We start from the raw sequence: 14,799 nt of genomic DNA on the forward strand, positions 1-14,799 counted from the left end.
ACAATGCGAGGTCACGTTCCGTCCAACGAAATCACCGCCGAGGGATACGCGCCGATCTACCACCAGACCAAGGAGCGGATGGCCAGCGTCTTCGGCGTCCGCGACGACCGGCACTGGCCGTCCGGCGAGGAGACGTGCTCCGACTGCTACAGCGTCACGCCGGCAATCAACGCCACCGCTTAAGACCGCCCCGCACTGACTGAACCCGAGGCCGGGTGCTGTACGCGGTGCCCGGCCTCTCACAGATACGGAGAGTGCACGTGGACAAGATCAAGCTGGTGGCCGAACCGGGAGCGATCCTCGACAAGTGCCTCGTGGCCATGCCCGACATGGACGACGGCCTGCGCGAGCGCCTGCGCATGCTGGAGGAGTACGACATGGGGTTCCTGCTGCTGGGCATGAGCCCGCGCAGGCTCCTGAGGGACGGCCGCCTGTTCGACAACGAGCAGGTGCTGCCGCTCCTCCTGTGGTTCGGCCAGTGGGACAGCCACTGTCGCCACTGGGCCGCCGAGGTCATGAAGCAGTGGCTCGTCTTCAACCGCTCGGAAGGCACCTTCGAGGGCGTCGCCGACGAGAAGGCCGTCGCGTTCCGAGACTACTTCTTCCACAAGTACGCGATCCCGCTGATCGAGGAGTTCCGTCAGTACGTGGCGCTGACGATGCTCTACCCGAAGGAGCACAACGCCCCCTCGGGCCCGGTCGACATGGTCTGGCACTCGTTCATCCTCAACACCGAGCCGTACCAGGAGTTCGGCCGACGGATCTGGGTGGGCGCCGAGCACATGGCCCCCGAGGTCCCGGACGAGGACTACGCCGACATCCCCACGCCCGTCGGCCGGTAGCGGTGGACAGGCCGCACGATCTCGCGGGAGCCGCTGCGGCATTCCACCGGGACGGATTCGTAATCCTGCCGTCCCCCGTGCCCGCGGATGCGGCCGAGCACCTGCGGGTCCTGGTCGAGCACCACTACCAGGACCCGCGGGTCCACGCCGCCGATCCGGAACGTGACCTCGTGCGCGGCGGCGTCAGCCTGATGCGCATGTTCGAGCACGACCAGGCGTTCCGCGACATCATCACGGCGGAGCCCCTGGCGACCTTGGTCGAAGCGATCCTCGGGCCGGACTGTCACGTGATCTCCCAGAACGCGCTTCGTATCCCGCCGGGGAAGGGCATCGTCAACTGGCACATCGACGACGCCCTGTTCTTCCCCTTCCTGGAGGGAGCCGGGGCACCTCAGGAGAACATCCCCTGCTTCAGCTTGAACGTCATGATCGCGCTCAGCGACATCGACGACGAGCAGTACGGCCCGACGCAGGTCATTCCTCGAAGCCACCTGTCCGGCCGACGGCCGCCCTACAGCCCCGACCTCCCCGGAGAGCCCAGGTCCCTGCTCGCACGGGCCGGAGACGTCTACCTGGTCAACAGCCAGACGTGGCATCGTGGCGCCCCCAACCGGTCCGACCGCACCCGGTACGTGCTGACCACCGCGTACGGCCGCCGGTTCATCAGCCAGCGCTTCTACCCCTTCATCGGGTACCGGCTTCCTGATGGTGTCCTCGAGGGGGCCTCCGGCCGGTTCGCCCGCTTCCTCGGCCAGCACGACAAGGGCCCCTACGGGTAAGGACCCCTCACTCCCACCCGGTCCGGTGCCGCAGCCAAGCACGTGCTGCTTCAGCGGCCCGGACCTGGTGGGCCCGGAGGAACGGAATCCCGGGAGGGGCGGGCCGGCGGGAGGACTTCTCCCAGTACCCCCCGAGACCGGCGGCGAACGCGGTCAACGTCCGGGGGTTCTCCGGCTGCGGGAGATGGGCCACCGCGGCCTCGGCCTCACCTGCGGTGTGACCGTCGAGAATCAGCTGGGGCACCAGCACGGCCGGGTCGACCCAGGCCGCCCCCTGATTCTGATACGACCAGTCGATGATGACGACCGTCCCGTCCTCACGGCGCAGCATGTTGTCTGGCCGCAGATCCCAGTGCAGCAGGGTGTTCCCCCCGGCCTCCTGCTGCCAGTCCTGCTCGATCGCTGCCAGGGCTTCCAGGTTCCGCGCGGCCCACGGGTCGAGGTCGTCCGGGATCTGTGTGGCCAGAGTCGACCATCCGGTCAGCCACCGTCCGACCAGATCCGCGATGGGCTTCGCGCCGTCCAGCGGCGAGGGCGTCAGCAGCTTCCCGGCCTGCTCCACGGCGGCCAGCGCCATCTCCGTATCCGCGGAATCCGGAGCCAGCACGGGCATCGTCCCGGGAATGTCCTCAAGGCACAGCCACCACCAGCCGCCGGACTCGCCGGGACTGGCCCACCACCCCACACGCGGCCCGACACCCTCGGGCAGCACAGAGGTCACGGCCACCTCATCCGCGTACTGCGGGGCGAACGGAAGATCGGCACTCATGCCCTTGAGGAAGACGTGGCGCCCGTCGTCCAACCGTAGCCGGGATGCGACACCTGGTGTGAACCCGCCCCCGCATGAAACCGCCTCGACGACACGCGCTGCGAGCCGGCGTTCCACGTACGCGCGCACATCGCGGTGAAGAGAACCCCATTCGGGCCGGACAGAGGTTACGGCCATACGCTGCTCCCGGAAGATCCGACACCCACAACGGATTCTCCGTACGGTAGCGCTTCCCCCCACGCTGCACCCTGTGGATTCCCCCGCACAGCGGCACCCCTCCCAGTGGCTCGCAGAGGGGGCGCCGTTCATGTCTGCACACGTACTGAGCGCTTCGTATGCGCGCGTTCCACATCTATCGCATCACCATCGACTACGACTGCCCACTGGCCGCCCAGCCTTCGCCAAAAAGGGGCCGCGCCGACAGCCTCGGTCCCAGTACGCTCCGTCGCCTGTCCGCTGCAGAACGGAGTCGCACCTGTGATCCTCACCAGTGCCCGCCTGACCCTGCGCGCCCCAGAAGAACACGACATCGACTGGATCACGGCCGAACTCCAGGACCTCGAGATCCAACGGAACACCACCGTCCCCAGCCCCTACAGCAGACCTGACGCCGAGCAGTTCGTGGCCAACGCGCGCAACCACGAAAGCCACAGCACCTTCGTCATCACCACCACCGCCACCGGCCAGCCGGCCGGAGTGATCAGCCTCCACGAGCGCCCCAAGCACGCACCCTCGATCGGCTACTGGATCAGCAAGTCCGCCCGCGGCCAGGGCATCGCGACCGAGGCGGTCGTCCGGATCTGCCGCTGGGGCTTCGAAGACCTCGACCTGCCGATCATCACGTGGATGGCCCGCGTCGGAAACGACGCCTCCCGCGCCGTCGCCCTCAAGGCCGGATTCCAGATGGAGGGCACCCTCCGTCTACGCATCACCTCGCAGGGCCGCCTGCGCGACTGCTGGGCCGGATCCCTCCTCCCCGAAGAGTTCGCGCCCAACGCCAGCTAGGGGCCGGTTCACGCTCAGGGGCGGGTGGGAATGCTGCCTCACCACCCATCGGACCGACGAGGAGCACGATGCCCGAGAACACCGCCGCCTTGACGCGCAGTTACGCGTCCCACTACGCCGACGTCCACCTCCTGCTCCGCCAGGGCGACCAAATCCTCATGAGCCGGCGCCGACAGCAACGGGTCTTCCCCGGCATGTGGCAAATCCCGGCTGGCCTCATGGAAGAACACGAACCCGCCCGCGCAGCAGCCGCCCGCGAGTTCACCGAGGAGGCCAGCGCCGCCGTCGACCCCACCCACCTGCGCTTCGTGCACCTCATGCACCACATCTCCACCGGCTCCGGCTCGCGAAGGATCGCGTTCTTCTTCGAAAGCGACCGTTGGCAAGGCAGCATCGGCAACCCCGAGCCGGACAAATGCGAAGGCTGACAATGGCAAAAACCACCAGCCTGCCCCAGCCACTTCCGCCCTACCTCGCCATAGCGCTCCAGCACATCGCCGACGGCACCCGGTACAGCGAGTACGCCTGGCCCGATACCGCCGCCCCGGGCCCAGCCATTCATCACGTCCCGGCCATGCCGCCGAACAGTTGCACATACAGCAGCCGATCCCCGGTTAGCCAAACCGGGGAATCGCCGGGACATTGAATACCCACCGCCGCTCGCCTATCCGCACCGCCGCAAGGCCAGCACCGCGCCCCAGCCCCACAACGACAAAGTGCCGCGCTGACCGTTCGCGTTCACGCCGCGGCGTAGCTCATCCGGAACAGCTCCTGGGCACGCTCCAGGTCGCGCTCGCTGTGCAGCCGCACCTCCAGGTTGCCCGTGCCGTGATGGCCGAGCCCCGTCACATCCCGGCTGAACCCGGGGACGAGCTCGATCTCGATCGGGCTGGCCTTGAGGTAGACCAGCAGCCTGCTCTTCCGGGAGCACACACAAGCGAAGTTCTGCAGCCGCTGGTAGGCGGTGTAGGTCTGGTTCTCGACCTTGGTGACGCCCTCGCCGAGCCCGAGCAGCACCTCGTCGACCGCTGCGGCCAGCTCGCCCATCGCCCCGTCCAGCCGCTCGGCACGCTCCTCCCGAGCAGTGCCCCGGCGCCGTCCCGCACTCGCCGGCGTACGGGTTCCGCCTGTCGAGGCGACGGTCTCCAGGCCGAAGTGCTCGCCGCCGAAGATCCGGTAGCGCACCAGGTCGATGGAGTGCCGATGCTCGCGGACCGCGTGAAGGTCGTAGCGCGTGAAGTCGCCGGCCACGCAGATCAGCCTCGGCGCGCTCCACCGCACCCGGGCCGCGGCCTGCGCGCCGAGCCGGTCGCGGACCAGGCGCCGGAAGGCGTCCCGGTGATCCATCAGCCAGGCAAGGTAGAACAGGCCCTGGTTGATCACACCCGCGTCAGTCGAACGCTTGTACTCGATCACGACAGGTGAGCCGTTCTCGTCGATGCCCAGCGAGTCAACTCGGCCACCATGCACCGGTCCGGTGCTGTACTCGCTCGCCAGGAACGTCACGCCCAGCATGGCCTCCATGTGCGCCTCGACGAGGTCCTGCACATCACCCTCGACCTCGGCAAGACGCGACACGACCTCCGTCACACCACCCTTGAGGTTGAACAGCCTCAGCCCCAACACCTTCCCTTCACCGTCTATGGGCCGAACAACAAACGGTGATCGAATTGTTTCCAATCAGGGTCTTCGGGCTTGTGAAGATGGTGTAGAGGCTGCCTCCAGCCCGTGAACCCAGCCCGATCTCCTGGCCCTTGCCCCTCGCCTGCAGCTGTTGTTGCAGAGACGAAAACCGGGCAAAACGACCCGGAGATGGGCCAGTCGCAAGAGCAGGAGGCGGACCGGGCGGAGCGTCAACGGGTGCGGCGGCAGCGCCGTGCCCGGCTCACGGCAGCGGCATTGGGCCGCTCGCACGGCCGGGCTGACCAGCAAGGCCCACCTCGCGGCGGACCCCCGCTGCCGCCCGCTGGCGTTCGTGCTCACCTCCGGGCAGGCCGCCGACAGTCCTAATTGCTCACCAGACGCTGCAGGTGCGGGCCGTACTGTCCGTCCGGCAGAGTGGCCTCGATCAACTCCCACTCACGGTCGCTCAGCTGGCGCCGCGTCACACCGACGGTTCGACCAGTCAAGCACCAGTTCGATAGCCGAATCAGCCCACAAAGATTTCAACTCCAGACAGGCCCCTACGCGCGCAGCAGCGGCGAAAGCTGGCAGCGGGTCCCCGGTTAGCCAAGCCGAGGATCCGCTGGATCACGGCTCGTGCATCAAGACCGCAAGGCCGACGGCAAGGCGTCATCCCACAACCTGCTGCGAGGTCCTTCCCGTGAGGTGGAGGAACAGCTGCAGAGGGTCCAGATCCGCTGCGGTCAGGAGGGGGCCGAGGTCTCGTCGGGCCTGCTCACCCTGGGCTGCAGGGCGGGGTGCTCCGCTGTGGAACGTGGCGGACGGAGTCGCCGGGGCCGGGACGCGGAAGCTGGTCCACTGCGTACCCCGCTGGCGCACGAGGACCGGCCGGTGCCAGGCCATGAAGCAGGGGACCCGCGCGCCTTGACCGCGGGCGCGGGCGAGCACGGGGCCGGGCCACAGGCCGTCGGGCAGGCCGGCCAGCACCGTGACTGCCTTCGCACACGCGGCCTGCGGGTTGGTGAACTCGCCCGCCAGCTCCCAGACACCGGCCTCGTAGGTCGCGCTTAGATGGGCGACGGCCAGAGCCCGGTGCGCCTCGACGACTGGGTCCGGTACGGCGCGGGCCCGCTTGCCGAGTACTTCGACATCAGCCTTGGTGGCCACGGGAGCCCCTCGACGGCTCGCCTGCAAGTAGAGGTCCGCCGCACGGTCCGGCTGCACACGGGCGACCGCGGTACGGCTCATCCTCCAGGCGGTGGCTGCCACCGGTTCCGCCCCAGGTCCCTCGATCTCACCGTGCAGGCCGAGGAGCGATATGTGTACGGCGATCACCGCATCGAGGCGCTCTCCCTGTTCCTCGGGCAAATCCTCGTCCGTCGGTCGCCGGTCCGCTTCGGCGAGCGCGGTGAGTGCGCGGAGCAGGTCCGCCGTGACGGCGCGCCAGCTGTAGTCGTTCTCGTCCCAGGCGCCCGCGGCGAGTAGCTGCAGGTGCAGGGCGGCGACAAGCAGCGTCGTCGGCAGGGACCACGGGCGGGGCCGGGCTCCAGGCAGCTCGTCGCCCGCCGGGCCCGGCCGACCCTTCCCACTTTTCCCGGCAGCCTCGGTGGCTGCCTTGTCCGCTGCCTCTGCCTCGGACGCCAGTCGGCGTGCCAGCCTGCTCATCCACCTGCGGGAGTATGCGCGTGCACCGTCAGGGAGCGCAGACGGAGCGTCCTCCACCTCCGCTACCGTGTCGGAGCCGGCGTCGGCAGCCTCCTCCTCGTCGTCCCCCGAGAGGTACTCCGAGATCTGCCAGCGCTGCGCGGCCGGAGCCTGGGGAAGCTGCGGCAGGTCCATCGCGAGGGGTCCGAAGGCCACTTCGGTCAGCTCCACGCCCAGTGTCCGGCGGCAGTCGGCCACCGTTGGCGGGACTCCGACGGCCGGTGTCGGCCGCCCCGCTGCATCCGTGACGACGAGTTCACGCAGCCGGGCGATGTCCTGCTCGAACCGTCGCGCCGCCATCGAGTCGCCGAACAGGTCCTCGACGGCGTAGCCGCCGGAGAGGCGCGGGACCGTGTCGGCCGCGCCGCGCGGTGCACAGTGGTCGGCACTGTAGAGGAAGGCAACGGCCGATTCGACGTACGTTCCGTCGTCCAGTCGGCAGGTGGCGCGCACTGCTGCCCCCGGTGCCGTAGATGCCAGCGGGAACGTGGCGGTGTGACGGTCTACCGGGATGCGCCCGATCGCGGCCCACGAGCCCGGCGCGCCACCGTCCGACGAGAGTTCGACGGAGACCTCCGCCCCCTCGGGACGACGGCCCAGTACGGCCTCCAGCGCGGGACCGTCCGTCCGTACGCCGAGCAACACGAGCGCGGGCGCGGTTCCCGCTCCGCCGCGGCCTGCCGCAGTGGATCCGGTGAGCTCCGGAGCGGGGGTGGCCGGTCCCTCGTCCGGCAGCAGCGGGTCGGTGCCGGACGCCAGGACGGCGAGTTCGCAGTTGCGGGCGGGGCCATTCCCGGTCCCGCTCGGGGCGTCCCCCACGGCACGGCCGAGTGCCGCCCGGGTCAGGTTGGGGCTTCCGGTGAGCGCGTGCCAGCGGGCGCCCGTGCGCCACTCGATCAGCTTGCCGTGCCGCATCCTCGTCTCGGCGAGCTCGCGCACACGGGCGGCAGGGTGCCCGGCGAAGGCGCGCCTCACACCCTCCGCGTCGTAGCTGGTCCACCTTCGCTGGAGTCCCAAGGTCACGTCGGCCGGGGACAGCCGCTCCCGGAGCAGCCGCAGCATCTCGCCCGAGGGGTCTACGAAGGGGGCGTACAGCCGCAGTTCGTCCACCGGTCCGGCGGGGAGTTGGTCGAGGATAGGCCGGTGCAGGTTGTGCACCAGGCGTACGTCCGTTCCTTCCGGGTCGAGGGCGGGCGCCTCGCAGTGCAGCTCGGTCAGCAGGCTGGCGATGTGGTGCAGGTGTTCCTCCCACCAGGAGGTCATGGCAACCGCGTCCGGCAGCTCCTCCAGCCAGTCGGCGAGATCCGCCAGGAGCGGGTGGGAAGCCGTGCCGTCCGTGGCGACGACCGTCCACAGTTCGTCGTTGGTGCCCCATCCCGACTGCGTCGGATTGCCCGAGCCGATGGCGACGCGGCAGGCGTCGTCCCCCAGCAGCAGGGCCAGTTTGGGGTGGAAGGCCCCGTGGCAGGAGGCGACGCCGTGGAGGTATCCGCGCCCGGCCTGCCGCACGTCGACCGCCTCGTGCAGGGCGTGTCCGGCGTCCCCCAGGATCGCGACCCGGGCGCCCAGGGCGCGAGCCACCGGGACGGCGACCGCTTCCAGGAACGGGAGGTCGGTGGTGAAGCCGAGGACCAGGAACTCCCTGAGCGGTGCCTTGTCCGGCCGCTCCTGCCAAGCCCGCAGGAGGGAGACAGGCGAGGCGAATTCGGTGTGCACTGCTGCTGTCATGCCCCCACGTCCAGGCTCGTCCACGCCGCTTCGGTCAGGGTCAGGGAGCCGGCCTCGTCCGCGTCGGCATCGAAGAGGCCGAGCTGTCGGCCGATGGAACCGAGCTGAGGGATCCGGATGCCGATCTCCGCCTTCGACTCCTCGCCGATCCTGAAGTAGCGGTCGTTGCGCATGTGGAGGCGGGAGAAGATCTTGAGGCCACCCGTCTGCGGGTCGTAGCGCAGCTTGCGCAATGCCACCCTGCGGGACTGGGCCAACATATCGTCCGCCAAGCGAGACGCCAGGTCCCGGACCGGCCGGTCACCGTACTCCCGCATCAGGGCCTCCACCCACATCGGGTCGAGGAACTCCCGCCGGTCGCCGAGGAAGGCGCGCTGGACCCCTGCGAACAGAGTGCCTGGGTGAGGATGTATGCCATCGGCGCCGTCACGGGCTCGGAGGCCGCCCACGAGGAGGACCCGGATGTCCCGCCAGGGAGCCGGTTCCTCCTCGAGGAGCCGTGGCTCGACGGGTACGGAATGCCCGGCGCGGTCGTAGGCCGGGCCGAGTCCGGCGAGCGCCTCGTTGACGGTCCCGTCAGGCACCTGGTCGCACAGCCACGTACGAAGCTCGGCCGCCGACCGGTCCTGGCCGCCGTCTTGCCCTTCCTGCGCACCGACCTCGGTCACGAAGTCCGCCCACAGCCGACGCCACGCGGACACGGAGTAGTGGCGCAACAGCAGCCCCCGCCAGCGGGCTGCCTCGGGGGCAGCGGACAATACGGGGTCGTCGGCCAGGAGCGGGCCGAACGCGACGGTCTCCCGTAGCGCACCGGTGTACGAGTCCCCTCCGTGCAGCGCGACCGCCCGCGCGAGCACGCGCAGCGTGGCCCTCCGCGTCCGGTCGGTGGCCTGCCAGTCCCCCGGATGGTGCATCCCGTCGCGGGTCGCGGCCAGCAACGAGGCGAGCCAGTCCCGCTCCGCGGCACACGGCTGACCCAGCGCCGCAGCCCCGGCTTCCTGCAACTCGGCGGGCCGAACCTCGGTTCGCCTGGAGGCTGCGAGGGCGAGCAATGGCGCGAACAGCTCGCGGACTTCTGTGGGGCATTCGTGCCGTCCCGGCCGGATCCTGCCCCCGTCGTACCCGACGATGCCGAGGACCTGGGCAGGCGCACCGTACTGGGACCAGAAGCCCCACGAACGGGGCGAGTAGACCCGGGCAGTCCGGTCAAGGTCGAGCCCGTCGTCGGCAGACAGCCGGGGGTACACGCCGTCATGGCCGTGTGGGAAAAGTCCGTCGGGGATGCCGCCCTGCGACTGCGCGATCTGTACCGCTGCGAGCAGCACCTCGGAGCGGCGCAGCAGCTCACGGCAGCCCTGGGCGTCAAGGTCCCGGCGCTCGGCCTCGACGGCGGCCGCAGCGTAGAGCGTGTAGTAACGCGCATACTTGGTGACGCTGGACACCCCCGGCACGAGCCGGTCGACCAACCTCCGGACAGGCCCTTCGACGGACAGGGGGAACTTGGGACTCCGATGCCCCAGCCCCTCCTTGGCCCACGCCGGCCCCACTGCCTCCGCCCGCAACCTGCTGCCTTCCCCCTCGGCTGCTCCAGACCATACATCGGCCGCCTGACACCGACTCAGCAGGAGCCGGTAGTGCGGTGACCGTCAAGTGCGGGTCGTGCTGCGCCACGCGACCAGGTGGCGTCCAATTAGCGCCCGAAATCGTGCGGAATCCAGCCCGCCCACCGCAACTCCACCCTCAGGCGGCTTCCCAGAGGCCGGCGTCAAGCACACGGGCTGCCTTCGTGATACTGCCCGGCATAAGATGTCGATAGGTGCGATAGGTTTCCTCGATGGACTTGTGCCCCATCCATTCGGCTACATCAGTGATCGGTATGCCTTTACCCAGGGCATTTGACGCGAAGTAGTGACGGAAACCATACATGCCCATGCCGCTCACCGGGGGAAGGTCTTTGAACAGCTTCTGCACACGACGGCGCTCCATACCTTCGGTGTAATAGCCGCCCGGACCTCTGAGGAGATAACCTTCCTCCGTCGTTCCATACTTCTCTTCAAAACGCTCCATCGCCTCTCGCACGGTACGCGGCAGCGGCACCTCTCTGAATTCACCGACCTTTCGATGCTTGAGCTTCGCGGGCTTCAGCAGGTTCGAATGGATCTGCTCGTGCACTCGGTAGACATCGTCTGCAACCACGTTGTTGATGTTCACCGCCCGCGCTTCACCATTGCGGAGACCACACCCGACCATCATCGTGATCTCCAGTGCGAGGTCCTTGTCTGCCACCGCAAGGGCCTTAGTGATGTAGTCCAGCTTGGGAATAACCACCTTGCTGCGCACGTATTCGGGATCCTGCACGCCCTTCACCGGATCCTCAGCCATCGCACCCTTGTCGTAGGCATCTCTCAGGATCGACTTCAGGGTGCGATATATATTCATCTGATTGCCGCGCCCGACACCATTAGCCTCAAGGTCATCGAGGAACTGCTCAACGACGCTCGGGGTGACCGAGTTCAACTTTCGGGAGCCGATGGCAGGATTGATGTGCACCTTGATATAGCTGCCGACATGCTGTGTGGTTGAGTAATCGGTCATCTTGCGCTGCCGAGGCAACCACGTCTCCGCGTACTCCTTGACCGTCTTCTGCCCCAATTCACGACGCGCTTCGGCCACGGTCGCGGCCGTCTGCTTCTTGGTCTTATAGAGCGCCGTGAGGCGGTCCATCGCATCGTCCTGAGTGCTGAAACCAGTCTCCTCGCGCTGCTTCCCCAGCGCGTCCCGGAAGCGAATCGTGTACGTGTGAGAGCAGCGCGTTTGCCTGGCGCAGTCACAGGGCTTGAAGAACGTGCCCATGCCGCGGGCGAGCTGTCGAGCCATGAGTGGGAGCCTTCCGGAGCCGTGCGGGCGACCGCTGGCCCGGCCCCCCGCTGTCTCGCCCGGAGGTCAGCATTGCCGAAACGGGGTCCGGTCTCATGCTGAGTGTTTGCTGACCTGGGCCCGGCCATCATGGCCCTGACCTGCACAGATGACCAAATGTCAGATGTTGGACTTGATCATGGTGCGCAGCATTTTGAGCTCCTAGAGGACGGCTCCCTGCCAGCTTTTTGCAGGTCAAGGGCGTTCTGCACTCTACACCGGCAGGCATCGGAACGGAGATCCCAAGGAAAATCGATTGCCTCTGGCGAGAGGGCTCCTGGCCTGCGCTTCCTTGGACACCAAGGCCGTTGCGACACTGCAGACCAGGCGTCGCGTCGGGCAGCCGCTTCGGGACACAGGGGGACCGATGCTGACCAGATGCTGACTTGTCTGACGGTATGTCACGCGCATCAGGAGGGGCACGGAGCGCCTCACGAAGGGCTGCCCACGGGGCTCGACACGTCAGGCACCGGCACCCGATCGGCGTCCACCGACAAGTCGGTCACGAACGTCGAGACCACCCCGACCCACCCGGTAACCGACGGCATGCACTCGGCCATCATCCGCGCCCTGAAGCCCGCAGCCGGGCCGGGCATGAGCGCCGGTCAGGCGAAGGCCGCGGGGCGGCCTCTTCCGGCCGTGACGTGAGACGTACGCCATCCGGCTCGGCCGCCGACATGCTCAAGACCGTGGCCTAGGGTGAGAGCGCAGCTGGTTCGCCCCGTCCGCCAGGCGGGATGCGTCGTAAGAGGGAACCCGGTGGGAATCCGGGACTGCCCCGCAGCGGTGAGCGGGAACGACCGCCGTCATACGCACTGGAACCGGACAACGGTCCTGGGAAGCGACGGCCAGTAGGTGCCCGCCGGGTCCACCACCCGGCAGGCATGCCCGCGAGTCCGAAGACCTGCCCGCTGACCGTGCGCGACGAGCGCGTACGGAGACCCGAGGGCCTCGTGGGCGGGCCGGCGGCAGCGGGCACCCACCGGTCCCGCCGCTCCTTCGCGCCCCGGACGCGCCGCCGGGTCGAGCCACGACTCGCGAAGGAGAGTTCCGTGACCACGGACATCACCGCAGGCTCCCGTGCCCACAAGGCGCCGGCCGACTCCCGTGTGACCCTCGCCCACATCATGAGCGAGCACGACACCAACCTCTACGGCACCATCCACGGCGGCGTCGTCATGAAGCTCATCGACGACGCGGCCGCGGCGTCGGCAGGCCGCCATGCCGACGGCCCCGCCGTCACGGTCAGCGTGGACCGCATGACCTTCCACTCCCCGGCCCGCGCCGGAGACCTCCTCACCGTCCACGCCACGCTCGAACGCGCCGGCCGGACCTCCATGATCGTATCCGTCCGGGTCACCGCGGAACGCTGGAACATCACCACCACACCGGCCACCGAGGTTGCCACCGCCCTCCTGACCTTCGTCGCCATCGACGCCGACGGACGGCCGCGCCCGGTCCCGGGCCTACTGACGGAGTAGCGGTCCGGGGCGGGGACCTCCCCGCCCCACACTCGTTCCTCGGGTGGCCGCGAGCCGTCACGCCTGGTCGAAGTCGATCGTGATCCCTTCGGCGAGGGGGTGAGTCCGGCAGGTGAGGACGTAGCCCGCCGCGATCTCCGTGTCCGTGAGGTCGCAGTCGTCGAGCCGGACCTCGCCTCCGGTACGCCGGGCCCTGCACGTGCCGCAGATCCCTTCGCGGCACGAGTAGGGGAGGTCCAGGCCCGCGCGCAGCCCGGCGTCGAGGATGGTCTCTGCCGACTGGACGGTGACCGTGTTCTTGGTGCCCCGCTCGATGACGGTGACCGCGCGGGGCTCTCCGGTCGCGGCCTTCTCGGGGCCGGCCGGGTGGGCGCCTGGTGAGACGGCGAACCGTTCGCTGTGGATGCGGTCCGCCGCCAGGCCCAGGCCGGTGAGCGTGCCGCGGATCTCGGTGATCAGGTCCGCCGGCCCGCACAGGTAGGCCGATTCAACGCCATCGGCCATGCCTCGAGCCTTCGCCAGTTCGCGGAACGCGTTGCCGGTGAGCCGCCCTTGGCGCTGGGGGTCCGGCACCTGGGCCCGGCTGAGTACGTGGACGACGCTCAGCCGCTCCCCGTACCGCTGTTCCAGGCCGTCCAGCTCCTCGCGGAAGATCGTCGAGGCGGCCTCACGGTTCCCGTACACGAGTGTGCAGCGGCTGCGCGGTTCGACCGCCAGGACGCTCTTGACGATGGAGAGGATCGGGGTGATTCCGCTCCCGGCGGCGATGCCGAGGACGTGGCGTTCGCGCAGAGGGTTGAGGTCGATCGCGAAACGTCCGCTCGGGACACCGACCTTGACCAGATCGCCGGCGCGCAGCGTGGTGTTGACCCAGCCCGACATCCGGCCGTGCGGCTGTGCCTTGACGGCGACGCGCAGCTCCCCGTCCGTGATGCCGCTGCAGATCGAGTACGGGCGTCGGACCTCCGTTCCGTCGAGGACGGTGTGGAGCATCACGTGCTGCCCGGGCCGGAACCGGAACTCCGGCGCGAGTTCGTCGGGCACGCGGAAGGCGACGGACACCGTGTCGGACGTCTCCCGCCGGACTTCGGCGACGGTGAGGGCGTGCGGGCCGCGCAGCCTTGAGGGCTCGGCGGGGGCCGTCTGCTGTGTCGCGGGCGGCCGGCCCTCCGGTCGGGCGGCCCGGCGCCCGGCGGCGAGCCGGTACACGAGGAGGAAGACGAACGCCATCCCGAGGAGGGCTCCGCTCACTCGCACGAGGGGGGCGCCGGCATCACTGCCCGCGGTGAACGTATGCACGGTGGCCAAGGCGAACACCCCGAAGGCGGCGCGGTGCAGGTAACGCCACATCCGGTCGGGCAGCCGGCTCTTGAGCAGCGAGGTGAGGTGGACGGCGACCAGGAGGTAGACGGCGACCACGCCACACGCCTGTGCCAGCGGGTTGGCCTCGCGGGCGAACGGTACGAGCAACTCGGCCCATCCGAAGGCGTAACGGGGTTCGAGGACGAGTGCTGCCAGGTGAACCGCGGTGAAGGACACGGACAACCCGGCCAGCCAGCGGTGCAGGTCCAGCAGCCAGGCCGGCGCGGGCCGGCCGCCCATGACCCGGGTGGACAGGAGCAGCCCCCACAGAACCGCCGCGGAGACCAACCACCAGGCGGTCAGCCCGGTGGCACGGGCCACGTACCACCACAGCTGGGGATCCATCGTCATGCCTTTCGTCGAATGCGTGTTCATCGGCACGCAGGCCACAGGGTTCGGGGCCGAAGCCGTCCCGCCGGCCAAGTCGCTCACGGGCGCGGTACGGTCGCCAACTGTGTAGGCGGCCGCGCATCGTTCATGTACCGGCGTATGAGCGTGACGACGCGCACGGGGGGCTCCGGAGGAGGAGCGGGACGCGCCTGACGAGCTGCCTGCTCCCGCGCTGCACGCCGCTCCGTCTCCGCCCGGTG

General features: G+C 69.0%; 12 protein-coding genes, 1 pseudogene and 1 riboswitch. Of the genes and pseudogenes, 7 read left to right on the top strand and 6 right to left on the bottom strand.

All coding sequences use genetic code 11. The annotated features are described in order from the left end of the window. Positions 1–3: 3 nt before the first annotated feature. The 3 genes from ACIQUR_RS01840 to ACIQUR_RS01850 all read left to right on the top strand — a co-directional run bounded on the left by ACIQUR_RS01840 (position 4) and on the right by ACIQUR_RS01850 (position 1,621). Positions 4–183 (top strand): hypothetical protein, encoded by a 180-nt coding sequence (locus ACIQUR_RS01840; protein WP_403328426.1) that lies wholly within the window; start codon positions 4–6, stop codon positions 181–183. Between the two features lie 77 nt (positions 184–260). Beyond that, a complete protein-coding gene (locus tag ACIQUR_RS01845) occupies positions 261–842 on the top strand; it encodes a hypothetical protein (RefSeq protein WP_403328429.1) in 582 nt (193 codons plus the stop codon). A 2-nt stretch (positions 843–844) separates the two neighbouring features. Then, positions 845–1,621, top strand: coding sequence for a phytanoyl-CoA dioxygenase family protein (locus ACIQUR_RS01850; RefSeq protein ID WP_403328432.1), 777 nt, complete (start codon positions 845–847; stop codon positions 1,619–1,621). Positions 1,622–1,628: 7 nt separating this feature from the next. Here ACIQUR_RS01850 and ACIQUR_RS01855 read toward each other — a convergent pair whose 3' ends face one another. Continuing rightward, positions 1,629–2,699, bottom strand: a complete 1,071-nt coding sequence (locus tag ACIQUR_RS01855) for a phosphotransferase family protein (RefSeq protein WP_403656678.1) — start codon at positions 2,697–2,699, stop codon at positions 1,629–1,631. 168 nt (positions 2,700–2,867) lie between these two features. On the opposite strand from ACIQUR_RS01855, the gene ACIQUR_RS01860 reads away from it, so the two are divergent. After that, complete coding sequence (locus ACIQUR_RS01860; RefSeq protein WP_403328438.1) at positions 2,868–3,395, top strand: GNAT family N-acetyltransferase; 528 nt, start codon at positions 2,868–2,870, stop codon at positions 3,393–3,395. Positions 3,396–3,463: 68 nt separating this feature from the next. Next, on the top strand, positions 3,464–3,823 hold the full coding sequence (locus tag ACIQUR_RS01865) for an NUDIX domain-containing protein (protein ID WP_403328440.1): 360 nt from the start codon (positions 3,464–3,466) through the stop codon (positions 3,821–3,823). A gap of 310 nt (positions 3,824–4,133) precedes the next feature. Here the strand turns inward: ACIQUR_RS01865 and ACIQUR_RS01870 are convergent, their stop codons facing one another. From ACIQUR_RS01870 to ACIQUR_RS01885, 4 genes are all read right to left on the bottom strand, one after another. Continuing rightward, the gene (locus ACIQUR_RS01870) at positions 4,134–5,021 is read right to left on the bottom strand and encodes a transporter (protein WP_403656682.1); all 888 of its coding nucleotides are present in this window, start codon (positions 5,019–5,021) and stop codon (positions 4,134–4,136) included. 666 nt (positions 5,022–5,687) lie between these two features. After that, complete coding sequence (locus tag ACIQUR_RS01875) at positions 5,688–8,450, bottom strand: hypothetical protein (protein ID WP_403656685.1); 2,763 nt, start codon at positions 8,448–8,450, stop codon at positions 5,688–5,690. After that, positions 8,447–9,892: a hypothetical protein gene (locus ACIQUR_RS01880; RefSeq protein WP_403656687.1), complete on the bottom strand. Its 1,446-nt coding sequence runs from the start codon at positions 9,890–9,892 to the stop codon at positions 8,447–8,449. Before ACIQUR_RS01880 ends, ACIQUR_RS01875 begins: the two co-directional genes overlap by 4 nt. Before the next feature lie 298 nt (positions 9,893–10,190). Further along, complete coding sequence (locus ACIQUR_RS01885; RefSeq protein ID WP_403656690.1) at positions 10,191–11,327, bottom strand: tyrosine-type recombinase/integrase; 1,137 nt, start codon at positions 11,325–11,327, stop codon at positions 10,191–10,193. A gap of 417 nt (positions 11,328–11,744) precedes the next feature. On the opposite strand from ACIQUR_RS01885, the gene ACIQUR_RS01890 reads away from it, so the two are divergent. Continuing rightward, positions 11,745–12,014 (top strand): hypothetical protein, encoded by a 270-nt coding sequence (locus tag ACIQUR_RS01890; protein ID WP_403656693.1) that lies wholly within the window; start codon positions 11,745–11,747, stop codon positions 12,012–12,014. A 47-nt stretch (positions 12,015–12,061) separates the two neighbouring features. Then, positions 12,062–12,293, top strand: a riboswitch (cobalamin riboswitch). A gap of 200 nt (positions 12,294–12,493) precedes the next feature. Then, positions 12,494–12,844 (top strand): annotated as a pseudogene (locus tag ACIQUR_RS01895) (acyl-CoA thioesterase); the annotation flags it as partial. Positions 12,845–12,904: 60 nt separating this feature from the next. On the opposite strand, the gene ACIQUR_RS01900 reads toward ACIQUR_RS01895, so the two are convergent. Next, entirely contained in the window at positions 12,905–14,560 is a 1,656-nt protein-coding gene (locus ACIQUR_RS01900) for a 2Fe-2S iron-sulfur cluster-binding protein (protein ID WP_403656695.1), read from the bottom strand. Between the last annotated feature and the right edge of the window lie 239 nt (positions 14,561–14,799).

It is taken from the genome of Streptomyces sp. NPDC101132 (assembly GCF_044759225.1).
Lineage (GTDB): Bacteria > Actinomycetota > Actinomycetes > Streptomycetales > Streptomycetaceae > Streptomyces.